This window comes from Xanthomonas sp. XNM01, from assembly GCF_014851915.1.
In the GTDB taxonomy this organism is placed as follows: Bacteria; Pseudomonadota; Gammaproteobacteria; order Xanthomonadales; family Xanthomonadaceae; genus Pseudoxanthomonas.
Map to the genome: position 1 here is coordinate 160205 of NZ_JACVAP010000005.1, position 24238 is coordinate 184442.

Genomic DNA, 24238 nt, shown 5'->3' on the forward strand with positions numbered 1-24238 from the left:
CGTGGGCCGAGCCGCCACTTCTGCGTCAGGTGTCGTTCCGGTCGCCGATTCCCGAGGGCGTGCCGCCGCGCGATGGCCGCGGTCGTCGATCTGGTGCATGCCGTTCCGGCGCGCCATGCCGGCAACCTGCAGATCATCCCGCAGCCATGCGCGTGCCGGAGGTGCAGGTCGAAGCACATCGTGCAGCGGATACCGCGTCCGGTGCGGTCTCCCTGCTGCCGGCGCGGGCGGACCGGCGGCTGCGGTCGTGTTCGCAGTCGACCTCGGCCGCGCGTACGCCTGCGCGGAACGCAGGTTTCCTTTCCCCCTGCGCGGCGGGTGTGGTGCGCAGGGCGGATGCCGGCGTGTGGAAGAAGATGGTGCCGTCGATGCCGGTGGCCAGCAGCGTCTCCGTCAGGACGCGGGCACGCCATGCAGCGGGAGTGCAGCAGCGAAGGAACCGGCACCGGCAGGATGCAGGTGCCGGGGCGCTGCACGGAAAGCGCCTCGCTGCGACGGGAACCCGGCTCGCCCGGGTTCCCGCATCACACCATCAGGCCGCCCGCGCGCGTCCAGCACGCAGGATGCGGGCCGCTTCGACCATCCGCTCCAGCGCGGTGCGGACTTCCGGCCAGCCGCGGGTCTTCAGGCCGCAGTCCGGGTTGACCCAGAGCTGCTCGGGGGCCAGTACCGCACGCGCCTTCTCCAGCAGGCCGACCATCTCCTCGACCGTGGGGATGCGCGGCGAATGGATGTCGTACACGCCCGGGCCGATCTCGTTCGGGTACTGGAAGCGCACGAACGCGTCCAGCAGTTCCATCCGCGAGCGCGAGGTCTCGATCGAGATCACGTCGGCGTCCATCGCCGCCACCGCCTCGATGATGTCGTTGAACTCCGAGTAGCACATGTGGGTGTGGATCTGGGTCGCATCCGCCACGCCGCTGGCGCTGATCCGGAAGCTGCGCACCGCCCAGTCCAGGTAGGCGCGCCAGTCGTCCCGGCGCAGCGGCAGGCCTTCGCGGATCGCCGGCTCGTCGATCTGGATGGCCTTGATGCCGGCCCGCTCCAGGTCGACCACTTCGTCGCGCAGGGCCAGCGCGATCTGCAGGCAGGTGTCGGCGCGGGGCTGGTCGTCGCGCACGAACGACCACTGCAGCACCGTCACCGGTCCGGTCAGCATGCCCTTGACCGGCGCTGCGGTCAGCGACTGCGCGTAGTGCGACCAGCGCACCGTCATCGGCGCCGGGCGGACCACGTCGCCGAAGATGATCGGCGGCTTCACGCAGCGGCTGCCGTAGCTCTGCACCCAGCCCAGCTTGGTGAAGGCGAAGCCGTCCAGCTGCTCGCCGAAGTACTCGACCATGTCGTTGCGCTCGAACTCGCCATGCACCAGCACATCGAGGCCGATCTGCTCCTGGAAGCGGATGCAGCGTTCGGTCTCGGCGGCGATGAAGGCCTCGTAGTCGGCGTCGGCCAGCCTGCCGGACTTGTGCTTCGCCCGCGCCTCACGCACGTCCAGCGTCTGCGGGAATGAACCGATCGTGGTGGTCGGGTACAGCGGCAGCTTCAACGCATCGGCCTGCAGGCCGCGGCGCAGCGCGAACGGGCTGCGGCGCTCGGCATCGGCCGGCGTCAGCGCGGCCAGGCGCGCACCGACCTCGGGGCGATGCACGCGCGGCGACGCACGGCGCGCCTCGATCCGCTGGCGCGCATCGTCCAGTGCGGCCTCGGCACCGTCGCGGCCGTCCAGCGCATCGGACAGTACGCGCAGTTCGCCGATCTTCTGCTTCGCGAACGACAGCCACGACTTCAGGTCGGCCTCGAGCGCCTTCTCGCTGTCCAGGTCGACCGGCACGTGCAGCAGCGAGCACGACGGCGCCAGCCACAGATTGCCGGCGCCCACCCGGTTGCGGGCGTAGCGGGCCAGCAGCAGGGCGTTGTCCAGGCGGCTGCGCCAGATGTTGCGGCCATCGACCAGGCCGGCCGACAGCACGCGGTCGGCCGGCAGCGCGTCCAGCACGGTCTCCAGCTGTTCGGGCGCACGCACCAGATCGACATGCAGGCCGTCCACCGGCAGCGACGCGGCCAGCTCCAGGTTGTCGCCGAGTGCGCCGAAATAGGTGGCAAGCAGCAGCTTCGGCCGGTCGGCGTTCTCCAGTGCGGCGTAGGCGCGGCGGAAGGCGTCGCGCACGTTGTCGTCCAGGTCCAGCACCAGTGCGGGTTCGTCGATCTGCACCCAGTCGGCGCCGGCCGCCTTCAGCCGCGCCAGCAGTTCGGCATAGACCGGCAGCAGCCGCCCGAGCAGGGCGAAGCGGTCGCTGCTGTCGGTGGTCTTGGACAGCCACAGGAAGGTCACCGGCCCGATCAGCACCGGGCGCGTGGCGTGGCCGAGCGCCCTGGCTTCCAGGAACTCGGCCACCGGCTTGTCGTCGCGCAGCGCGAACTGCTGGTCGGCATGCAGTTCGGGCACGAGGTAGTGGTAGTTGGTGTCGAACCACTTGGTCATTTCCAGCGCACGCAGGTCGATGCCGTCGCGCTGCACGCCGCGGGCCAGCGCGAAGTAGCCGGCCAGCGGCTCGGCATCGGCCAGGGCGCGGTAGCGCTGCGGGATCGCATCCAGCAGCCAGGCGGTGTCCAGCACCTGGTCGTACAGCGAGAAGTCGTTGCTGGGCAGCAGCTGTGCGCCGGCGTCGGCCTGCAGCTGCCAGTGGCGCTGGCGCAGTTCGCGGGCGACGGCGAGCAGCTGGCTGGCGTCCAGTTCGCCGCGCCAGTGCGCCTCCAGCGCGCGCTTGAGTTCACGGCGTCCGCCGATGCGGGGGAAGCCGAGATTGGTGACGATGCTCATTGATGCGATTCCTCATTCGTTGGGCGAAGAGGAACGAAGGAACCGCGCACCCGCGCGGCCGGATCCGGCCGATCGTGCACGCCAGCGACCTTCGCCCCCGCGGGCGAACCGGAGCCATCGCGGAGAGGCGGACGCAGGCGCGCGCCCGCACCGGGCGGTACGGACGACGGCCCCGGCCATCCCCCCGCGGGGATTCCAGGTCGAACATGCGGAGGGGCACCTCCACACGGCCAGGGCAGGTCTTCGGGCTCGTGGACGCAGTGCCGCGTGACGCCGGCACCTCCTACTGTCCGCCGCTTCCCGGCCGGTTTCCCGGCCAGTGCTGATGGCGAAGGTCGTTTCCACCTACCGCTGCGGGGCAGCGCCGGCATTGGACCCGTGGGTCCGCACAGGCTTCCCTTTTAATCCATCGCATCATGCGGATGAAGCGATGAAACCTCGGCAGGCGGCACGTTAGCCGGTGGCCGGGCGGTGCGTCAACCGCGTCTGCCGTGGGGTGGCGGGCAGGTCGCGGAGCGACGCGCGCGGTGCATGCAGGCGTGGGGTCCCCGCGCCTGCGGATCGACGTGCGGCTGAGCAGCGGTCTCGTGCGAGAAGAACGACGCGCGTGCGGATGCAGCTCCAGGGGCTGCGCGCGCATCGTCGCCTCACAACGGCATGGGATGTCCGAGCGCCGGGCTGGCCCGGGATGTCGGGCGGCATGACCGGACGTCCTGCAGGCCTGCGATGGGGCTGTGCGGCGCCGCTTTCACCGCTGCCGGAGCGAGGGAGCTTGCGCGTCATCCAATGGCCGCGACCGGGAGGGCGACAGCCGGCGGGTCGTCGACCACCTCGCGGAAATTGCATGCGGGCCACTGGGAGGACGTCGCGCAAACCGTTGGCACGGCTTGCAGCCGGCCGCGGACCACCTCCGCCGCTGCGCACGGCCCCGGACCTGTCTGGTCCATCCCTGCACCGCATCGCGTCTACAGGCATGAATCGGAGCCCACGTCGCGCTTGCGATCGAAGAGAGGGCATGCGTGTCGGTGCGCGATGCCTTCGGTCCCCAGGCAACCTTGGTCGAAGAGCAGGCGGTCGCTGCCGATCGCTTCCGGCACCTGAGCGGCGGATGGAATAATCGCGGCATGACCGATGCACCTCCGACCCTGCTGGTCGTCATTGCCTTCCTGTTCGCGATCAGCGGGATCTACATCGTTCTCGTCGGCCTGGTCTTCGACGTCTGGATGGAACGTCGGCATCGGCATCGCACCAGCCTGCCCCTGGTCACGCCGCCTGCATCGGTGCCACTGATGACGCCGTTCCAGTGCGGTCTGGTCCTGCTGCTGCCCGGATACGCGCGGGCGCGCGACCAGCAGTCGAGCATCCATCTGGCGCGTCCGCTGTGGCGCTGGCTGGCGATCGGACACGTGTCGATGGTGATCGTCTTCAGCCTGTCCCTGCTGGGTGCGCTGTGGCTGCTGCCCGGTCGCTGAGGCCGGCCTGACGCGCCGCTGGACCGGCCCATCGACGAGGCGTCGCGCGTGCGCCGCCGCCGCGCTCACTGGCATGGCGGCGCCGGTCGAAGGTCTGCAGGACGGACGCGGATCGGCGTCGGGCTGTCCGTATCGCACGCGCGGCCGGTTTCCGTTTCCGGCGAGCCGGACGGGGCAGCCGGACGGCAGCGGCGGACGACCGCGACACAGCGATCCACCCACCGCCTTGCCGGATGAGCCCGGGGCGGGTGCAATGCCGGCTTCCCCCGCTGCCCCGTCCGCCATGAGCCTGCTGTTCTCGCCGTTGACCCTCGGCCCGCTGACCCTGCCCAACCGCATCGTGATCGCCCCGATGTGTCAGTACTCGGCGCACGCCGGCGTGGTCAGCGACTGGCACCACATCCACCTGGGCCAGCTGGCGCTGTCCGGCGCCGGGCTGCTGATCCTGGAGGCGACCGCGGTGGAGCCGCGCGGCGGCATCAGCCATGCCGACCTGGGCCTGTGGAACGACGACCAGGAAGCCGCGCTGGCCGCGCTGCTGGCCTCGCTGCGGCGCTGGTCGCCAATGCCGCTGGGCATCCAGCTGGCGCATGCCGGGCGCAAGGCCTCGACCCGGCGGCCCTGGGAAGGCGGCGGCCAGATCGAGGCCGGGCATCCGCAGGGCTGGAGCACGGTGTCCGCCTCGCCGCTGCCGTTCCGCGAGGGCGATGCCGCACCGCTGGCGCTGGATGCGGCCGGGATCGATGCGCTGGTCGCCGACTTCGTCCAGGCCGCGCGGCGTGCCGAACGCGCCGGCCTGCAGCTGATCGAACTGCACGCCGCGCACGGCTACCTGCTGCACCAGTTCCTGTCGCCGCTGAGCAACCAGCGCGACGACGCCTACGGCGGTTCGCTGGAGAACCGGATGCGGCTGGTGCTGCGGATCTTCGACGCGCTCCGCGCGGCGGTGTCGCCTGCGGTCGCGGTGGGCGTGCGCATCTCCGCCACCGACTGGGTCGCCGGCGGCTGGGATCTGGAGCAGAGCGTCGCCCTGTCGCAGGCGCTGGACGCGCGCGGCTGCGACTTCATCCATGTCTCCAGTGGCGGCCTGGATCCGCGCCAGCAGATCGCCCTCGCTCCGGGTTACCAGGTGCCGTTCGCCGCGGCGATCCGGGCGCAGGTGCGCACGCCGGTGATCGCGGTCGGCCTGATCACCGAGCCGCAGCATGCCGAGTCGGTGCTGGCCGAGGGCCAGGCCGACGCGGTCGCGCTGGCCCGCGGCATCCTCTACGACCCGCGCTGGCCGTGGCACGCGGCGGCGGCGCTGGGCGCCACGATCGCGCCGGCGCCCCAGTACGAGCGCTGCGAGCCGCGCTCGGCGCGCGGGCTGTTCGCGCGGCCGGCCTGAGCGGGGCGGTAACGCCTGAAACCGCCCGCCCGCCGGGCGGTCCGCTCGCATACCATGTCGCCCCTATGCGAAACGACTACATCCTTGCGCTTTCCTGCCCGGACCGGACCGGCATCGTCTACCGGGTCAGCGGCCTGCTGTTCGGGCTGAACTGCAACATCGTCGACGCCCAGCAGTACGGCGACGAGGAAACCGGCCGCTTCTTCCTGCGCGTGCACTTCGAGCTGCCGGCCAGCGACACCCTGGCGCCGCTGCAGGAGCGCTTCGAGACGCTGGCCGCCGAGTTCGGCATGGAGTGGCAGATCCACGATGCGCGCCGGCGCGCGCGGCTGCTGGTGCTGGTCAGCCGCCAGGGCCACTGCCTCAACGACCTGCTGTTCCGCACCCACAGCGGCCAGCTCAACGTCGACATCGTCGCGGTCGCCTCCAACCATGCCGACTTCGCGCCGCTGGCGCAGTCCTACCAGGTGCCGTTCCACCATCTGCCGGTCGATGCCTCCAACCGCGATGCGCAGGAACGCGCACTGCTGGATCTGGTCGAGCGCGAGCAGGTCGACCTGGTGGTGCTGGCCCGTTACATGCAGATCCTCTCGCCGGCGCTGTGCACCGCGCTGGCCGGACGCGCGATCAACATCCACCACAGCTTCCTGCCCAGCTTCAAGGGCGCCCAGCCGTACCACCAGGCGCACGCACGCGGGGTCAAGATCATCGGTGCGACCGCGCACTACGTGACCTCGGATCTGGACGAGGGCCCGATCATCGAGCAGGACGTGGCCCGCGTGGACCATGCGATGACCCCGCGCGACCTGGTCCGGGTGGGCAGCGACATCGAGTCGCAGGTGCTGGCGCGCGCGGTGCGCCGCCATGTCGAGCACCGGATCCTGCGCAACGGGCACAAGACCGTCGTGTTCCGCTGACCGCCTGCGGGCGGTACGCGGCGGCGTGGCGCCAGAACAGCCGCGCCGGCGCGGCCAGCCAGACGGCGGCGAGGGTCGCCAGCAGCACGCTGGCCACCGCCGTGGCCGTGCGGACGGCCACCTTCGGCCAGCCTGCGATCCGCGCCACCAGCGCCGTCGGCCGCAGCGCCATCCACGGGGCCGCCACGCCGGCCGAGGCCAGCAGCAGGGTGGCGAACACCCCCATGCGTTCGCCGCCGGCGTGCAGATTGAAGCCGGACACGAGGGACAGGAACAGCCCGACGCCCAGCCAGGCGGCCGTCTCGACCAGGCCTGCGAGGAAGGGACGTGCAGGCGATGCGGGCGTGGTGTGGAGCACATGGCGATGGAGCAGCACGCCGCAGGCGGGCAGGACCAGCAGCGGGAACGCCGGCGCGAAGCCCGCCATCGCACCGATGCCGATGCAGGCCAGCGGCATGAGCAGGCCGGCCGGCAACGCCGCCGGCGTCACCGTCGCGATCCGGTCCGCCATGCCGCACGCGCCGTGCGGGATTACAGGCCGGCCCACTGGCGCAGCGGATGCGCCGGATCGGCCAGCAGGCGTACCGCCAGCAGCACCGACACCGTCACCAGCAGCGGCTTGATCAGGCGCGCGCCGGCACGCATCGCGAAGCGCGAGCCCAGCTGCGCGCCGATGAACTGTCCGGCGCCCATCACCAGGCCGACCTTCCACAGGATCGCGCCACTGAACACGAACACCACGAACGCACCGACGTTGGAGCCGAAGTTCAGGAATTTGGTGTGCGCGGTGGCCTTCAGGATCCCGTAACCGGCCAGGCTGACGAAGCCCAGCATCAGGAACGAGCCGGTGCCCGGCCCGAACACGCCATCGTAGAAGCCGATCACCGGTACGAAGCCGAGCGCGAACGCGCGCGGGCTGATCCGCTGCTGGCGCTCGACCTCGCCGATGCCCGGCTTCAGGCCGAAATAGGCGGCGATGCCGACCAGCACGAACGGCAGCGCCGCCTTCAGCGCATCGCCCGGCATCAGCGTGGCCAGCAGCGCGCCGAGCACCGCGCCGAGCGCCGCACCCAGCACCATCGGCAGCTGCCCGCGCAGATCGACGTGGCCATGCCGGGCGTAGGCCCAGCTCGCCGAGCCGGAACCGAACAGCGACTGCAGCTTGTTGGTGCCCAGCGCCTGCAGCGGCGGAATCCCCGCCAGCACCATCGCAGGAATGGTGATCATGCCGCCGCCGCCGGCGATGGCATCGATGAAGCCGGCCAGCAGCCCGGCGAGGAACAGCAGCAACAGGACCTGCAGGGCGAACTCGGGCACGGTGGTTCCGGAAAAGTGGGAAAAGCGCACGCGCCGTGCGTGGCGGGGCGTGCCATTCTAGGTGCGCGAGCCGGGCAGGGTGCACCGGCATGCGAGGGAGGCTTCAATGAGGCTGCACGGATGGCGCAGGCGGATCGGCCTGATCGGGCTCGGCGCACTCTCGATCGTGTTGGCCCTGCCGCTGCAGGCGCAGCCACGCAGCGCCTCGGGCGCCTACGAGGCGAAGGACTATCCCCTGTGCGCACGGCTGTACGCGGTGCAGGCCGACCGCAGTCCGCCGGTCCAGGGCGCCGCCTACGCCGCGGCCAGCTGCCTGGCCCTGGCAGGCGAGGCCGACGCCGCGCTGGAGCGCCTGCAGCGCGCGCCGTCCGACCAGCTGCGCAGCCAGATCGCGGAGGATCCCGACTTCGTCACCCTGCACGACGACCCGCGCTGGGATGCGCTGCTGGCCCGCTACCGCACCGACATGCAGGCCGAGCTGGAGGATCTGGACCACGCACTGCTGGCCGACCTCGAACGTCGCGTCGATCGCGACCAGGCGCTGCGCAACCGCTCGATGGCGGCGCCGTCCGACCCGGCCATCAACGAGGAGCTGGGCCGTGTCGACGCCGACAACACCGCCTGGCTGAAGGCTTACCTGTCCGAGCATGGCTGGCCGCCGTATGCGCTGGTCGGACGCAGCGGCAGCCAGGGCTTCTGGCTGCTGGCCCAGCATGCCGATGCCGATCCGCAGTTCCAGGAGCAGGTGCTGGTGCTGCTGGGCGAGGCCGTCGCGCGCGGCGAAGCCTCCGGCATCCACCTGGCCTATCTGACCGACCGCGTGCGCGTGGCGCAGGGGAAGCCGCAGGTCTACGGCACCCAGTTCTGGCAGGTCGAAGGCGTCCTGCAGCCGCGCCCGCTCGAGGATCCGGATGGCGTCGATGCGCGACGCGGCGCGCTCGGCATGCCGACCCTGGCCGAGTATGCGGCGACGATGGAAGACCTCCACGCCAGCCCGCACTGATCCGTCCCACGTTTTCAAGGAACCGCTCATGCCCATGCCGTCGCCGCTACGCCTGTCGCTCGTCGCCGCCCTTGCCGTCCTCGCGCCGGGTGCCTTCGCCCAGGACGCCGCACCCGCGCAGCGTCCCGACGTGACCAGCGCTGCCAGCGCGTTACAGGCGCAGGTGGTCGACTGGCGCCGCCATTTCCACCAGCACCCGGAACTGTCCAACCGCGAGGAGCAGACCGCGCGCAGGGTCGCCGAGGAACTGCGCGCGATGGGCCTGACGCCGCGCACCGGCATCGCCCATCACGGCGTCACCGCGGTGATAAAGGGCGGACTGCCCGGCCCGCGCATCGCGCTGCGTGCCGACATGGACGCGCTGCCGGTGACCGAGCGCAACGACCTGCCGTTCGCCTCGAAGGCCACCGCGACCTATCGCGGCGAAACCGTCGGCGTGATGCATGCCTGCGGCCATGACGCGCATACCGGCATCCTGCTCGGCGTGGCCAAGGCACTGGTGGAGATGCAGGACCAGCTGCCGGGCGAGATCCTGCTGGTGTTCCAGCCGGCCGAGGAAGGCGCACCGGCGGGCGAGGAGGGCGGTGCGTCGCTGATGCTGGCCGACGGCCTGTTCAAGGACTTCAAACCCGAGGCGATGTTCGGCCTGCATGTGTTCTCGTCGATCCCGGTCGGCCAGATCGGCGTGCGCCAGGGGCCGCTGATGGCCGCGTCCGACAGTTTCAGCCTGAAGGTGGTCGGCCGGCAGACGCACGGCTCGCGGCCGTGGGGCGGGGTCGACCCGATCGTGGCGATGGCCGACGTGATCGGCAGCGCCCAGACCATCGTCAGCCGCCGCACCGACATCTCGAAGCTGCCGGCGGTGGTGACCTTCGGCGCGATCAAGGGCGGCATCCGCTACAACATCATTCCCGACGACGTCGAGGTGGTCGGCACCATCCGCACCTTCGACGAGGGCATGCGCGAGAAGATCTTCGCCGACCTGAAGAACGTCGCCACCCATGTGTCCGCCGCGCACGGGGCGAAGGTCGAGGCGCACGTGCCCGATACCGACGGCAATCCGGTGACCTTCAACAACGTCGCGCTGACCGCGCGGATGACGCCGAGCCTGCAGGCGGTGGTCGGTGCCGACAACGTCATCACTCCGCCGCTGCAGATGGGCGCCGAGGACTTCTCGTTCTACGCGCGCGAAGTGCCGTCGATGTTCTTCTTCGTCGGCGCCACCGCCAGGGGCATCGATCCGGCCACCGCGCCGGGCAACCATTCGCCGGAGTTCATGCTCGACGAAGACGCGCTCGACGTCGGCCTGCGCGCGCTGCTGCAGGTGACGCTGGATTACCTGCATGGCGCGGGTGCGGCGGGCTGAGCGGAAGTGTCCCGCCGCGCCTTAGCGCGGCGGATGCGGCTTCTTGCACGCCGCGCAGAGGGGCGCCGGTACCGGCTTCGCTCTTCCGGCGCCTTCGCCTGGCATATCGGAACGGGGCGGCGTGGAGCGGATCACCGGCGGTCGGCCCGCGGCATTGCTGCAGCCGGCGCCGGACGACCTGCAACGCGCCGGTCGCGTTGATCCGGCAGGCGTCGCTCTGCCAACGCATCACTGCCCGGTGACACTGCGTCCGTCGTTGCAGACACGGCGCCGGCCGCGCAGCGAGGCACCTGCGAAGTCCTGCAGAAAGCGGACGTCGTTCCTCGAAACGGATGCAGGCTAGCGCGCCGCGACAGGTTCGGCATGCCCCGCCGTCGCGTGCGCGGAATCGCGCTGGCCAACCGCCGAGCATGCGTTGCCGCCGTGGTGTCGCCACGCGGAGGCTCGGGCTCCGGTGGCATCCAGCAGATGACGCGTGCGCGGTTCGCGCAGGGGCGGCTTCAGACGCGACCGCCGCTGGCTCACCGTGGCGACCGGATCACCCCGTCATGCCGCTGCCCATCCCGCCTGGGACGCACGATCGGCGCGCCCTGTTCCAGAGCCGCGCGTCGACGCGTGCCGGGGCGCAGGCCGTTCGACACACGTGTCAGAGATCCAGTCCGATCAGCAGCGGATCGTGATCCGAGCTGCGCCACGGACCGGGCACGTTGCGGTCCGCGTAGCCGGCTTCGTCGGCCTCGTCGGCATTGGTATGCCACTCGGCCGCGCCGCGCAGGAACGGCGCCAGCGCCGGGCTCAGCAGGGCGTGGTCGAGGCGGCCGCTGAGGCCGTCGTAGACATAGCTGTAGGGACGCGCGCCGCCATCGGTCGCGGCGAACGCGTCGACCCAGCCGCCGTCCTCGCGCATCCAGCGCACCGGGTCTTCCATCGCATAGGCGTTGAAATCGCCCAGCAGCACCGCGCGCGCGCTGGCGCGGCCCAGCGGTTTCTCCTGCATCCAGGCGTGCAGGCGCTGTACGGCATCCAGGCGCGAGGCGTTCCAGCAGGCCTGGCCGTCGCGCTGGTCGGCGTCGGCGCCCTCGGCCTCGCTGCAGCCCTTGGACTTGAGGTGGTTGGCGACCACGACGAACGGCGTGCCGCCGCGGCGGGCGAAGGTCTGCGCCAGCGGCACGCGGCTGCGCGTGTCGAACGGACCGCCGTGCAGCGTCGCCGGCTTGCCGCGCGTGCGCACCCGGTCGGCGCGGTAGATCAGCCCGACCCGGATGTCATCGCTGCCGGGACCTTCGCCTGCATCGACGAAGCGCCAGCGCGCGCCGTCGGCGTTGAGCGCCTGCACCAGCTGCGCCAGCGCGGAGTCCGGTCCGTAGCCGTCGTTCTCCAGTTCCATCAACGCGGCGATGTCCGGGTCCAGCGCGTGGATCGTGGCCACCAGCTTGGCCCGCTGCGCTTCATGGTCGGCCTGGCTCTTCGCGCCGCGCCGGGTCGGAAAGCCGCCGCCCCGGCCATCGCCGTTGAACAGGTTTTCCAGATTGAAGGCGGCGACCCGCACCTTGCCTTCGACCTGCGGTGGCTGCGGCCGGGCGGCCGCCGTGATCGTCGGTGGCGCTGTCAGCTGCAGGCGCCAGCTGCCGAGCCGATGCTCGACGATGCCTTCGGCACCACGCACGGTGCTGCCCACGCGCGGCGTCGCATCGTCGGGCAGCCAGGCGATCGTGGCCGGGTCGCGCTGCTGGCTGGCGTCGTCCAGCAGCAGGCGCTGGCGCGCGTTCTCCGCGGTGAGCCGGGCATGGGCGTCGCTGCCGGGCCGTTCGATCTCGCTGGGCTGCCACTGGCGGCCATCGAAGCCGACCGCGAGTTCGCCGAAGCGGCGCAGTGCGTGGGTCGCGGTGACCGTCAACGGTGCGGTGACCTGCACGCGCATGCCGGTCAGCGGCGCCCAGTCGGCCGGCAGCGCATCGACCACGACCGGTGCCGGCAACGCCTGGCCGGGCGTGCAGCGTTCGATCCGGATGTCCTGCAGTGCGGTCATGGTGGTCGGGCTGCGCCCCGTAGCCAGTTCGGCCACGCGTCCACCGATCCGGCAGCGCATGCCCACCGCCAGCGCGGCCGTCGGCAGGTCCTCGCCGGTCTGCACGAACAGCGCGTCGGAGGTGGCGGGGTCGCCGTCGCCGCCGTCCTGCAGGTAGACGCCCTGCAGGCCGCTGCGGAAATCGGCGGTGACCACGCCCTCGACCGTCACCTGCCGCCCCTCCAGCGCACTTCGGGTGCCGCCCCCCTGGATCTGGCCGATGGGCAGATGCGCCGTCTGGCGGGCATCGGCCGGCAGGCCGGCGACGAGCAGCGCGGCCAGCAGGCCGGTGGAGAGCAGGGAGTGGCGGGGCATGGCGGCATCCGGAAATGGAGCGGAAACGAAAACGCCGCCCGGAGGCGGCGTCTTCGCATGATGGCACGGGCTTACTTCAGGTTGTCGAGCATCCAGTCGACCGTGGCCTGGACCTGTTCGTCGGTCAGGCCCGGGTTGCCGCCCTTCGGAGGCATGATGCCGCCGTCCGGGCCGGTGAACCCGTCGATCGCGTGCTTGTACAGCGTCTCCTTGCCCTGCGCCAGGCGCGCATCCCAGTGCGCGTGATCCAGCGTCGGCGCCTTGCCGACGCCGTTGGTGTGGCAGGCGCCGCACAGGTTCTGGTAGATCACCGAGCCGTCGGTGGTGCCGCCGTAGGCGACCGACGACGCGGCGCGGGCGGCGGCCGCAGCGGCCGCAGCGGCCTGCGCGGCGGCACCGGTGGAGCCGGCATAGACCGCGCCGGTCGGCGCGATGCGCTGCTCGGTGCGCGTGGCCGCGGTCGGCGAGACCTCCGGCGGCACACGGCCGTGCAGGTACATGGCCAGAAGGATCAGACCGAGGGTGACCAGCGCAAGCAGGCCGATCACCATCGAGAAGCGCTTCAGGAATTCCAGGTCGTAGTTACGCACGTTGCATCCCTATGGCGAGTGGCCCTGCCGGCCACAGCTGGCGCCGATTATAGAGCATGGCCCCCGGCGCTTCGGAAGCGGACAGAATGTCCCGGCGCACGCCGCCGGCAAGCCGCGACCGGGACCGCCCTGCCGAGGCCGCGCGCGACCCACGCATCGCAAAAGGCTGTTGCGACGCAGCATGCTATGGCGTCCGGCACGATGCGCGCCGTGCCCGGCGACGGCGTCGGACCACAACGTCCGGCCGCGTGTGGCCAGATACGGCGGGCGATTCGCCGCATAGGCCATCGTCCAGCTGCCGTCCGGTGCGTCCGCACGCCCGTTGGATTGCTGCACACGCGGTTGACAGCGCTGCCATTTGACGGAAGCCTGCCCGGGTCCAGGGCGTCCGCCATGCGGTGCGCCCTTCGCAATTGGAAGATCCTGGAGGACGAATGAAGGACACCACCATCCGCAGCGCCCCGGCGCCGCGCATCCGTTTCGGCGCCCTGCTGGCCGGTGCGATCAGCCTGTCGCTGCTGGCCGCCTGTGGCGACAAGGACGGCGAGGCGCCGGCCGCGCCGACAGCCGGCGATCCGGCGGCCTCGGCCACCGATGGCAGCATCAACCCCGAGCACTGGCCGCAGGTCGAATGGCCGCTGCAGCGCGATCCTGCGATGGAGCAGAAGATCGATGCGCTGCTGGCCAGCATGACCATCGAGGAGAAGGTCGGCCAGCTGGTGCAGGGCGACATCGCCAGCATCACCCCGGACGACGTGCGCAAGTACCGCCTCGGCTCGATCCTGGCCGGCGGCAACTCCGATCCGGGTGGCCGCTACGACGCCGCGCCGGCCGAGTGGCTGGCCCTGGCCGACGCCTTCTACGAAGCGTCGATGGACACCTCCGGCGGCGGCAAGGCGATCCCGATCATCTTCGGTATCGACGCCGTGCACGGCCAGAGCAACATCGTCGGCGCGACCCTGTTCCCGCACAACATCGGCCTGGGCGCGGCGCGCAACCCGGACCTGATCCGCGAGATCGGCCGCATCACCGCGATCGAGACCCGCACCACCGGCATGGAGTGGACCTTCGCGCCGACCGTGGCCGTCCCGCAGGACGACCGCTGGGGCCGCACTTACGAAGGCTATTCCGAGCATCCGGAGATCGTCGCCAGCTACGCCGGCGCGATGGTCGAGGGCCTGCAGGGCAAGCCGGGTTCGCCGGAATTCCTCGACGCCCACCACGTGGCCTCGTCGGTCAAGCACTTCCTCGGCGACGGCGGCACCACCAACGGCAAGGACCAGGGCGATACCCAGGTCAGCGAAGCGGTGCTGCGCGACGTGCACAACGCCGGCTATCCGCCGTCGGTGGCCGCTGGCGCGCAGATCGTGATGGCCTCGTTCAACAGCTTCCACGGCGTCAAGATGCATGGCCACAAGCCGCTGCTGACCGACGTGCTGAAGGGCCGGATGAACTTCGACGGCTTCGTCGTCGGCGACTGGAACGGCCACGGCCAGATCCCGGGCTGCAGCACCGAGAACTGCCCGGCCACGATCAACGCCGGCCTGGACATGGCGATGGCGCCGGACAGCTGGAAGGGCTTCTACGAGACCGCGGTGGCCGCGGCCAAGTCCGGCGAAATCACCGCCGAGCGCCTGGACGACGCGGTCCGCCGCATCCTGCGGGTCAAGTTCCGCCTGGGCCTGTTCGAGGCCGGCAAGCCGTCGGCGCGCGCGCTGGGCGGCAAGTTCGAGCTGCTGGGTGCGCCTGAGCACCGCGCCGTGGCCCGCCAGGCCGTGCGCGAGTCGCTGGTGCTGCTGAAGAACCAGGACAAGGTGCTGCCGCTGTCGCCGAAGGGCCACATCCTGGTCGCCGGCAGCCACGCCGACGACATGGGCCTGATCTCCGGCGGCTGGACGCTGAACTGGCAGGGCACCGGCACCAAGCGCGCCGACTACCCGAACGCCGACACCGTCTGGGAAGGCATGTCGCGCGCGGTCAAGGACGCCGGCGGCAGCGCCGAGCTGGCCATCGACGGCCGCTACACCCGCAAGCCCGACGCGGCCGTGGTCGTGTTCGGCGAGAAGCCCTACGCCGAGTTCCAGGGCGACATCGCCACCCTGCTGTACAAGCCCGGCGACGAGTCCGACCTGGAGCTGCTGAAGCGGCTGAAGGCCGAGGGCATTCCGGTGATCGCCGTGTTCATCAGCGGCCGTCCGCTGTGGGTGAACCGCGAGATCAACGCCGCCGACGCCTTCGTCGCCGCCTGGCTGCCGGGTTCGGAAGGCGCGGGCATCGCCGACGTGCTGCTGGCCAAGGCCGACGGCAGCGTCAACCACGACTTCAAGGGCAAGCTCAGCTACTCGTGGCCGCGCACCGCCGGCCAGTTCGTCAACAACGTCGGCATGGAGGGCTACGACCCGCTGTTCGCCTACGGCTTCGGCCTGACCTACGCCGACGACGGCAACCTGGCCGCGCTGCCGGAAGAGCCGGGCATCGACAACGTCCAGGCCGCGACCGGCGTGTATTTCCAGCGCGGCGAAGCCTCGCCGGGGACCCGCCTGATGATCGGTGCCGGCGATGGCGGCGCGACCACGCCGGTGGCGACCGTGCCGGCCGCGCTTGCGGGCGACGCGCTCACCGTGCGTGGCGTCGACCACAAGGCGCAGGAAGACGCCCGTCGCTTCGCCTGGGCCGGCAAGGGCCGGGCCAGCGTGGCGCTGGTCGCCGACCAGCCGCAGGACCTGAGCCGCGAGAGCAACGGCGACGTGCTGATCGCACTGACCCTGCGCCGCGAGTCCGAGGTGCCGAAGGACCTGGTGGCCCGCGTCGGCTGCGGCGAAGGCTGCGAGGCCAGCGTGCCGGTGGCCGATCTGCTGGCCAAGGTCCCGGCCGACACCTGGACCACGGTCGGCGTGCCGCTGCGCTGCTTCGCCGGTGCCGGTGCCGACATGACCAAGCTGCAGACCCTGCTGCGCCTGGAGACGGCCGGTGCCCTGCAGCTGTCGATCTCGCGCGCCGAGCTGGCTACGATCGACGTGGTGGAGCATCGCCTGAGCTGTGCGCCGCCGACCGGCGGCTGATCCCCCCGCGCAGGACGTCAGGACGGCAGGCCGCCGCGTGCGGCCTGCCGTTTTTTTGTGCCCGACGATGGTGCGGCCCTGCGCAGGCATCGCCCATTTGACGGACGCTGTCATGCCTTTTGCGGCATGGGACATCCTGTCCAACGGCATAGCGGAGATGGGGTCGTCGGTGGTCAGCATTGCACCACCATGCCCGGCGGTTCGACCCAAGTCTTTGAAAAGAAAGGCCTGGGACGGGCGCTCTGCGGCTTTCGAGCGAGCGCACCAACCTGGTGCGGACGGTCGAGATCCGGTGGAAACGGCACATCGGAAACGGTTTTTGTTGCACTGCAATTTGACAACGCTGTCAGCGAAACCGTCCAATGCGCCCGCCCCAACAGACGGGGAGGGGGTCCGCTGCGTGCGGACCCATTCGTACACACCCGGGTAGGAGAGGACCCATGAAGCAACGTCATAACTCGATGCCGAACAAACGCGTGCTCACCGTGGCTCTGATGCTGGCGATCGCCGCACCGGCCATGGCCCAGGAAGCCGGCCAGACCGCCGGCCAGGACGATGCCCAGACCCTGGATACGGTGACCGTCACCGGCATCCGCGGCAGCCTGCTGTCGTCGATGAATCTCAAGCGCGACTCGCAGGGCGTGGTCGACGGCATCGTGGCCGAGGACATCGGCAAGTTCCCGGACACCAACTTGGCCGAATCGCTGCAGCGCATCAGCGGCGTGTCGATCGACCGCTCGCTGGGCGAGGGCTCGCGCATCACCGTGCGCGGCGTCGGCCCCGACTTCAACCTGGTGCTGCTGAACGGCCGTCAGATGCCGGCCTCGAGCATCATGGACACCAACAACTCCAGCTCGCGCGCGTTCGACTTCGCCAACCTGGCGTCCGAAGCCGTCTCCGAGATCGAGGTCTACAAGACCGGCCGCGCGTCCAACCCGACCGGCGGCATCGGCGCCACCGTCAACATCCGCACCACCCGTCCGCTGGACAACCCGGGCCTGCACGCCAATGTCGGCGTCAAGGGCGTGTTCGATACCTCCGGCGACGAGATGCCGGTCGGTTACGACCTGTCGCGCCTGACCCCGGAAGTCTCGGGCATCTTCAGCAACACCTCGGCCGATGGCCGCTTCGGTGTGTCGCTGAGCGCCAGCTACCAGGAGCGCGACTTCGGCTACAGCCAGGCCAACGTGGGCGCCGGCTGGCGCAACCACACCGGCGCGGACACCGGCTGGAGCACCCTGGCACCGGGTTCGGACATCGAGAACCGCCCGGGCGCGACCGACGTCTACGGCCTGCCGCAGAACTTCGGCTATTCGATCACCGGCGCGCAGCGCCAGCGCACCAACGGCCAGCTGACCCTGCAGTACGCGCCGACCGAGCGCGTCACCGCGACCCTGGACTACACCTACGCCGAGAACAAGATCCAGCAGCAGCGCAACGAGCTGTCGGTGTGGTTCAACTACGGCCCGGGGTCCAGCGCGTGGACCGACGGTCCGATCGCCGGCCCGATCCACTACGGCGAGTACATCGCCAACGCCGACAGCGACATCGCGATGGCCGGTGGCAAGTTCGCGACCAGGAACGAGAACAAGTCGGTCGGCTTCAACGTCGAATGGGACGTCAGCGATTCGCTGGAACTGGCCTTCGACATGCACAAGTCGACCGCCGAATCCGGCGCCGACAGCCCGTACGGTTCCAATGCCACCATCGGCACGGCCGCCTTCGTCCGCGGCAACACCGTGGTCGACTTCAGCCGCGACCTGCCGCTGCTGAGCATCACCCTGCCCAACGGCCGCACCGCGGTCGAGGCATCGGACATGCAGGTCACCGGCTCGTCGTTCCGCAACAGCTACATGAAGTCCGAGGTCACCCAGTTCCAGGCCAGCGGTACCTTCCACTTCGAGAACTACTCGCGCCTGGACTTCGGCATCGGCCATACCGACGTCGACAACCGCACCGCCTACGGTTTCAACGACCGGACCACCTGGGGCGGCCTGCCGGGCCGTGGCCCGGCGGACTACCCGGATGCGCTGTGGACGGCGGACAACATGAACCGCTACTTCAAGAGCTTCGGCGGCTACATCCCGGCCGGCCGGTTCTTCACCTTCGACTTCGACGCGATGCGTGACCTGGCCGCGCAGCTGGACGATGGCAGCACCTACCTGGCGCCGACCACGTTCACCACCGACCAGCGCACCAACGAGAAGTCGCGCAGCGCGTACATCCAGTGGGGCAACACGTTCGACTTCGGCATGCCGCTGCATGCCACCGTCGGCGTGCGCTACGAGGAGACCGACGTCACCGCGACCGCGCTGGTGACGGTCCCGACCGCCATCCAGTGGGTGTCGAACAACGAGTTCTACAACGTGATGGGCGAGTCGGAGTTCCAGACCCTGCGCGGCAAGTACGACTACTGGCTGCCGAACCTGGACCTGCGCCTGGAGCTGCGCGACAACCTGATGCTGCGCGGCAGCTACGGCCGCAGCATCGGCCGTCCGGGCTGGAACGACATCCAGGGTGGCCTGGTGGTGACCCCGAACGGCCGCATCGATTCGAGCGACGCGCGTCTGGGCGACCCGGCGCTGAAGCCGCTGGAATCGGACAACTTCGACCTGTCGCTGGAGTGGTACTACGGCGAAGGCAGCTTCGTGTCGGCCGGCTACTTCCGCAAGAACATCGACAACTACATCGGCACCACCACGCTGACGGAAACCCCGTACGCGGTCACCACGCCGGCAGGCGGCGCCTACTTCAACGCGGCCGTCGCGGCCGGTTGCGGCGGCGCCGACATGACCTGCATCCGCAACTACATCTTCACCAACTTCAACGGCCAGCCGGGCGTCGTGCGTGGTCCGGATGACAATGCGGGTAATCAGACCGGCACGATCACCGGCATCGCCGGCGACCCGATCGCGTCGTACCGCGTGACCGTGCCGACCAACGAGCGGTCGGCCTCGCTGGACGGCTGGGAATTCAACGTCCAGCACATGTTCGGCGAGAGCGGCTTCGGCGTGTCGGCCAACTACACGATCGTCGACTCCGGCCTGACCTACGACAACGCCGGTCTGGGCTCGCAGTTCGCCCTGGTCGGCCTCAGCGACTCGGCCAACCTGGTCGGCTTCTACGACAAGGGACCGTGGCAGGTGCGTGCGGCCTACAACTGGCGCGACGAGTTCCTGTCGGCGACCGGCGACGGCGCAGGCGCGAACCCGCAGTACGTCGAGGCCTATGGCCAGTTCGACCTGAGCATCGGCTACGCGTTCAGCGACAGGCTGAGCCTGCAGCTGGAGGGCATCAACCTGACCGACGAGACCATGCGCGTGCATGGCCGCCACGAGAACCAGCTGCTGTTCGCCACCCAGACCGGTCCGCGTTACATGTTCGGTCTGCGCTACAAGTTCTTCTGATCCGTGTTCCGGCCGGCGTCCTCCCACGCCGGCCGGAACCGGGCAGGAGATCGCATCATCGAAAGGGCGCCCTCGGGCGCCCTTTTTTCCTGCGCCAACGATGCCGGCTCAGCGGTTCAGCCGCTGCAGCAGACGGGCGCGCAGGTCGCGCGCGAGCGTGTCGTCGAAAGGGGCCAGAACGCGACGGGCATGATCGGGGACATGCGCCGCGGTGTCCGCATCGGCCTCGAACACGTAGTGGCGGAACGTCTCCTGCCAGATCGCACGCTGCTCGGGTGGCAGGTCGCGCAGCGTCATCAGCGCCAGCATCAGCGCGTTCATCGGCGTATCCATCCAGCCCGGCGTGCGTCGCCACCAGTAGTTGACCAGCACGTTGATCTCGCCCAGCCCCTCCATGTGATGCCACCACATCGAAGGGATGAACACCGCGTCGCCGGGCGCGAGCTCGGCGACCTGCGCATGCGCCAGCGCCTCGGCGAAGCGCGGGAAGCGGGCGAGATCCGGCGCCGTCGGATCGGCCAGGCTGACCGGCTGCCCGGCAGGGGTGACGTCGAGCGGGCCGATGTAGAGGTTGCGCAGCTGGCCGGGCGGAAACAGTGTCACCCGTCGCCTGCCGGCGACCACGCAGGCGATGTTGTCGGGCAGGTCCTGGTGGGTCGGGATGCGGCTGCGGTTGCCGATCCAGATGCTGGCCAGCGGCGCGGCGTCGGGAATCGGCAGGCCGTTCTCGCTGTTGAATCCCGGCAGGTAGGAGTCGATGGTGCTGGAGCCGACGTAGAGCGTGGGCACCGCCGCCTGTCCGGCCATCGCGAGCAGCGCATCGAGGATCTGCGCCAGCGGCCGCTGCTCGTAGTGGAACGTGAAGCCGGTCAGCGCGTCGTTGTGGGTGAGGCGCCCCGCCGCTTCCGGGGGCGCGACCATCGCCGGCACCGTCGCGCCGCGATCGAAGCGGCGCAGGTAGTCGACCGCTTCGCGGTCCGAAGCCGCACCCGCCTGCGCCGCCGGCCAGTGCGCGACCAGGCCGCGCAGGACAACCGGCATGGCGCGTTCGGCCAGCCCCTCGGGCAGGCCGCCGGAGGCGTCGATCGCGGCGATCGGTTCAGTGGTCATGACGGCGGGCGCGTGCGATCAGGACATCGACATCGTCCAGCGTGGCGATGTCGGCAGGATCGACGGTAACGAAGTGGGTGGCGCGCATCGAAGCGATTCCAGTGGCTGCGGGATGCATGTCAGGTGCGGCATCTTGCCAGCCGCGGCAACCCGCGGCGAGCCTGCACGAAATGCTGCAATGCAGCGGAAAAAAGCGTTTGACAGCGTTGTCAGGCGGGTTTAAAAAAGCCCCGGAATCCGCGCCGCCGCTTCACCACGACGTCGAGCCACGACCATCTCCGGGGAGGGAGCAGATCGTGCCATCAGACCGCCGGTCCCACCCGCCAACCGCACGCGACGCGAGCCGCGTCCGCCTGCATTTCCGCGCCGTGGCATCGCCACGCATCCGTCGATCCAACGGAACCCACGCATGACTCTCTCAGCGCTCGACACCGGCATCGTCCTGGTCTATCTGGCCGGCATCTTCATCCTCGCGCAGTGGGTCTCGCGCGAGAAGGCCGGCCACCAGAAGTCGGCCAGCGACTATTTTCTGGCCAGCAAGTCGCTGCCGTGGTGGGCGATCGGCGCCTCGCTGATCGCGGCCAACATCTCGGCCGAGCAGATCATCGGCATGTCCGGCTCGGGCTACGCGATCGGGCTGGCGATCGCCTCCTACGAATGGATGGCGGCGCTGACCCTGCTGATCGTGGGCAAGTTCTTCCTGCCGATCTTCCTGCGCAACCGCATCTACACGATGCCGCAGTTCCTCGAGCAGCGGTACGGGCCGAGCATCCGCACGCTGATGGCGGTGTTCTGGCTGGGCCTGTACGTGTTCGTCAACATCACCTCGATCCTGTGGCTGGGCGCGATCGCGGTGAACCAGGTCACCGGCATGGACCAGATGACCGCGGTCGTGCTGATCGGCGTGTTTGCGCTGATCTACCAGCTCTACGGCGGCCTGAAGGCGGTGGCGATGACCGACATCGTCCAGGTCACGCTGCTGGTGCTGGGCGGTCTGTTCGTCGCCGGCCTGACCCTGAACCAGATCGGCGGAGGCGAGGGCGTGGTCGCCGGCTTCAGCCGCCTGTGGGCCGAGCATCCCGGCCACTTCGAGATGATCCTCAGCAAGGACAACCCGTTCTACAAGGACCTGCCGGGCATCAGCGTGCTGATCGGCGGCATGTGGATCATGAATGTCAGCTACTGGGGCTTCAACCAGTACATCATCCAGCGCGCACTGGCCGCCAAGGATCTGCGCGAGGCGCAGAAGGGCGTGCTGTTCGCCGCGTTCCTGAAGCTGCTGATGCCGGTGATCGTGGTGGTGCCGGGCATCGCCGCGGTGATGCTGGCGCCGGACCTGACCAGGCCCGACCAGGCCTACCCGACGATGATGGGCCTGCTGCCCACCGGCATCCTCGGCCTGGTGTTCGCGGCGCTGGTCGCGGCGATCGTGGCCTCGCTGGCGTCCAAGATCAATTCGGTGGCGACGATCTTCACCCTGGATTTCTATGCCAAGGCTCGCCCGAGCGCCGACCAGCAGAAGCTGGTGCGGGTCGGCCGCATCGCCGCCGCGCTGTCGGTGCTGATCGGCATCCTCACCGCCAAGCCGCTGCTCGGCAGTTTCGACCAGGCCTTCCAGTACATCCAGGAGTACACCGGCTTCTTCACCCCGGGCATCGTGGTGATCTTCGTGCTGGGCCTGTTCTGGAAGCGCGCCAACGAGGCCGGAGCGCTGGCCGCGGCGATCGGCTCGTTCGTGCTGTCGATCGTGCTGAAGCTGGCCTGGCCGTCGCTGCCGTTCATCGACCGCGTCGGCCTGGTGTTCCTGCTGGCGCTGGCGCTGGCGGTCGGCATCTCGCTGCTCACGCGCCAGCGCGCCGGCTCGGACCTGATCCGCACCGACGACATCGACTACGCCACCGCACCGGGCTTCAACATCGGCGCGGTCGGCGTGATCGCGATCCTGACCGCGCTGTACGCGCTGTTCTGGTGAGTCGTCGCTAGCTGCGGCCCCATGGAAGGCAGGACGGACTGATGCGCGCGAGGATCGAGGACGTGGCCGCGGCCGCGGGTGTGTCGATGAAGACCGTCTCGCGCGTGCTCAACGCGGAGGCGGGCGTGCGCCAGTCGACCCGCGAGCGCGTGCTCGAGGTGGTGCAGGCGCTGAACTACCGGCCCGACCCGTCGGCGCGCCGGCTGGCAGGCAACCGCTCGTACCTGGTCGCGCTGCTGTACGACAATCCGTCGCCGAACTACCTGATGGAGATCCTCAGCGGCGTGGTCGAGGCCTGCGAGGCACAGCACTACGGCATGGTGATGCAGCCGGTGTCGTATCGCAGCCCGGACTTCGTCGCATCGGTCGACACGCTGCTGACGGTGTCGCGCCTGGATGGACTGATCCTGACCCCGCCGCTGACCGACAGCGCCGAGCTGCTCGACCGGCTCGACCAGCACGGCGTCCCGTTCTCCTCGATCTCGCCGCGCGAGCGCGACGGCCGCATCGGGGTGACGCTGGACGAGCACGACGCGGTCTGCGAACTGGTCGCGCATCTGGTCGGCCTTGGTCACAGCCGCATCGCGCATGTACGCGGTCACCCTGACCACGGCGCGGGCGAATGGCGCATGGCGGGCTACCGCAGCGCGCTGCGCCGGGCCGGCCTGCGCTACGACCCGGATCTGGTCATGCCGGGCGAATTCTCGTTCGACTCGGGCCTGGACGCCGGGCGCCGGCTGCTGCAGCTGCGCGAGCGTCCGACCGCGATCTTCGCCGCCAACGACGACATGGCCGCAGGCGTGATGCGTGCGGCCAGCGAGCTCGGGCTGAAGGTGCCGCGCGACCTGTCAGTGGTCGGCTTCGACGACACGCCGATCTCGCGCCAGATCTTCCCGGCGCTGACCACGGTGCAGCAGCCGACCCGCGAGATGGGGCGCACCGCCACCGAGCAGCTGCTCAAGGCGATCCGCGACCGCGGCGCAGGGCGGATGGTACGCATGCCGTATGCGTTGCAGCTGCGGCAGTCGACCGGGCCGGCGCCGCGCGTCGAATGAGGCCGCCCGGCGATTCCTGAGGATCCTCCGGCGTCGCGCCAGGAAGCCACATCGTTCCTGTGGGCTCCGCGCCGGCCGCTCGGCGTCGTGTTGCGGGATCCCATCGGTGGAAGTCGGACGCGTCCCGCGGTCCGCCATCGCAATGACCGGCCAGCGCCGCTTCGGCGGACCTGACGCAACCGTCGTGGGACGCGGGTCGGCACCATCGTCGCCGTGCCGAGGTCAGGAACAGAAGATCCGCGCCTCGAAGCGAGACGCCTGCACAGACGCATGCGTACTCGCTCCGGCTGGAGCGGGGATGGGCGATGCGCGATACGCCGCACGGTGCAGGCCCGGCAGCCATCGGCCGGCGGCTGCGCTGCCGGAACACGGC

14 protein-coding genes and 1 riboswitch are annotated in these 24238 nt (G+C 70.1%); of the genes, 9 read left to right on the plus strand and 5 right to left on the minus strand.

The genetic code is table 11. From position 1 onward, the window contains the following. Positions 1-532: 532 nt before the first annotated feature. Positions 533-2824 (minus strand): 5-methyltetrahydropteroyltriglutamate--homocysteine S-methyltransferase, encoded by a 2292-nt coding sequence (metE, locus tag IB242_RS17420; protein ID WP_192282539.1) that lies wholly within the window; start codon positions 2822-2824, stop codon positions 533-535. A 216-nt stretch (positions 2825-3040) separates the two neighbouring features. Then, positions 3041-3280: riboswitch (cobalamin riboswitch) on the minus strand. Positions 3281-3948: 668 nt separating this feature from the next. On the opposite strand from metE, the gene IB242_RS17425 reads away from it, so the two are divergent. The 3 genes from IB242_RS17425 to purU all read left to right on the plus strand — a co-directional run bounded on the left by IB242_RS17425 (position 3949) and on the right by purU (position 6600). After that, entirely contained in the window at positions 3949-4296 is a 348-nt protein-coding gene (locus IB242_RS17425; RefSeq protein WP_192282541.1) for a hypothetical protein, read from the plus strand. Between the two features lie 283 nt (positions 4297-4579). Continuing rightward, complete coding sequence (locus IB242_RS17430) at positions 4580-5683, plus strand: NADH:flavin oxidoreductase/NADH oxidase (RefSeq protein WP_192282542.1); 1104 nt, start codon at positions 4580-4582, stop codon at positions 5681-5683. 65 nt (positions 5684-5748) lie between these two features. Next, positions 5749-6600 carry a formyltetrahydrofolate deformylase gene (purU, locus tag IB242_RS17435; RefSeq protein ID WP_192282544.1) on the plus strand — a complete coding sequence of 284 codons (852 nt, stop codon included), beginning with the start codon at positions 5749-5751 and terminating at the stop codon, positions 6598-6600. A 531-nt stretch (positions 6601-7131) separates the two neighbouring features. Here the strand turns inward: purU and IB242_RS17440 are convergent. Further along, positions 7132-7917: a TSUP family transporter gene (locus IB242_RS17440; protein ID WP_192282546.1), complete on the minus strand. Its 786-nt coding sequence runs from the start codon at positions 7915-7917 to the stop codon at positions 7132-7134. Positions 7918-8023: 106 nt separating this feature from the next. On the opposite strand from IB242_RS17440, the gene IB242_RS17445 reads away from it, so the two are divergent. Both IB242_RS17445 and IB242_RS17450 read left to right on the plus strand, forming a co-directional pair. Next, entirely contained in the window at positions 8024-8920 is an 897-nt protein-coding gene (locus tag IB242_RS17445; RefSeq protein WP_192282548.1) for a DUF6624 domain-containing protein, read from the plus strand. Between the two features lie 28 nt (positions 8921-8948). Next, positions 8949-10286, plus strand: coding sequence for an amidohydrolase (locus IB242_RS17450; RefSeq protein ID WP_192282550.1), 1338 nt, complete (start codon positions 8949-8951; stop codon positions 10284-10286). Positions 10287-10932: 646 nt separating this feature from the next. On the opposite strand, the gene IB242_RS17455 is transcribed toward IB242_RS17450, so the two are convergent. Continuing rightward, positions 10933-12669, minus strand: a complete 1737-nt coding sequence (locus IB242_RS17455) for an ExeM/NucH family extracellular endonuclease (RefSeq protein ID WP_192282552.1) — start codon at positions 12667-12669, stop codon at positions 10933-10935. 71 nt (positions 12670-12740) lie between these two features. Further along, positions 12741-13259, minus strand: a complete 519-nt coding sequence (locus tag IB242_RS17460) for a c-type cytochrome (protein WP_192282554.1) — start codon at positions 13257-13259, stop codon at positions 12741-12743. Between the two features lie 434 nt (positions 13260-13693). On the opposite strand from IB242_RS17460, the gene IB242_RS17465 reads away from it, so the two are divergent. Beyond that, positions 13694-16321: an exo 1,3/1,4-beta-D-glucan glucohydrolase gene (locus IB242_RS17465; protein WP_192282556.1), complete on the plus strand. Its 2628-nt coding sequence runs from the start codon at positions 13694-13696 to the stop codon at positions 16319-16321. 440 nt (positions 16322-16761) lie between these two features. Further along, a complete protein-coding gene (locus IB242_RS17470) occupies positions 16762-19728 on the plus strand; it encodes a TonB-dependent receptor (RefSeq protein WP_192282558.1) in 2967 nt (988 codons plus the stop codon). Positions 19729-19836: 108 nt separating this feature from the next. Here the strand turns inward: IB242_RS17470 and IB242_RS17475 are convergent, their stop codons facing one another. Beyond that, complete coding sequence (locus tag IB242_RS17475; RefSeq protein WP_192282560.1) at positions 19837-20838, minus strand: cupin-like domain-containing protein; 1002 nt, start codon at positions 20836-20838, stop codon at positions 19837-19839. Between the two features lie 409 nt (positions 20839-21247). On the opposite strand from IB242_RS17475, the gene IB242_RS17480 reads away from it, so the two are divergent. After that, complete coding sequence (locus IB242_RS17480; protein WP_192282562.1) at positions 21248-22810, plus strand: sodium/sugar symporter; 1563 nt, start codon at positions 21248-21250, stop codon at positions 22808-22810. 41 nt (positions 22811-22851) lie between these two features. Beyond that, complete coding sequence (locus tag IB242_RS17485; RefSeq protein ID WP_192282564.1) at positions 22852-23865, plus strand: LacI family DNA-binding transcriptional regulator; 1014 nt, start codon at positions 22852-22854, stop codon at positions 23863-23865. The last annotated feature ends 373 nt before the right edge of the window (positions 23866-24238 follow it).

Excerpts from the sequence above, each read along its gene's own strand:
- purU (WP_192282544.1), top strand. The coding sequence starts at position 5,749 with ATGCGAAACGACTACATCCTTGCGCTTTCCTGCCCGGACCGGACCGGC.
- IB242_RS17455 (WP_192282552.1), bottom strand. The coding sequence starts at position 12,669 with ATGCCCCGCCACTCCCTGCTCTCCACCGGCCTGCTGGCCGCGCTGCTC.
- IB242_RS17445 (WP_192282548.1), top strand. The coding sequence starts at position 8,024 with ATGAGGCTGCACGGATGGCGCAGGCGGATCGGCCTGATCGGGCTCGGC.
- IB242_RS17470 (WP_192282558.1), top strand. The coding sequence starts at position 16,762 with ATGAAGCAACGTCATAACTCGATGCCGAACAAACGCGTGCTCACCGTG.
- IB242_RS17475 (WP_192282560.1), bottom strand. The coding sequence starts at position 20,838 with ATGACCACTGAACCGATCGCCGCGATCGACGCCTCCGGCGGCCTGCCC.
- IB242_RS17425 (WP_192282541.1), top strand. The coding sequence starts at position 3,949 with ATGACCGATGCACCTCCGACCCTGCTGGTCGTCATTGCCTTCCTGTTC.
- IB242_RS17465 (WP_192282556.1), top strand. The coding sequence starts at position 13,694 with ATGAAGGACACCACCATCCGCAGCGCCCCGGCGCCGCGCATCCGTTTC.
- metE (WP_192282539.1), bottom strand. The coding sequence starts at position 2,824 with ATGAGCATCGTCACCAATCTCGGCTTCCCCCGCATCGGCGGACGCCGT.
- IB242_RS17450 (WP_192282550.1), top strand. The coding sequence starts at position 8,949 with ATGCCCATGCCGTCGCCGCTACGCCTGTCGCTCGTCGCCGCCCTTGCC.
- IB242_RS17430 (WP_192282542.1), top strand. The coding sequence starts at position 4,580 with ATGAGCCTGCTGTTCTCGCCGTTGACCCTCGGCCCGCTGACCCTGCCC.
- IB242_RS17485 (WP_192282564.1), top strand. The coding sequence starts at position 22,852 with ATGCGCGCGAGGATCGAGGACGTGGCCGCGGCCGCGGGTGTGTCGATG.
- IB242_RS17480 (WP_192282562.1), top strand. The coding sequence starts at position 21,248 with ATGACTCTCTCAGCGCTCGACACCGGCATCGTCCTGGTCTATCTGGCC.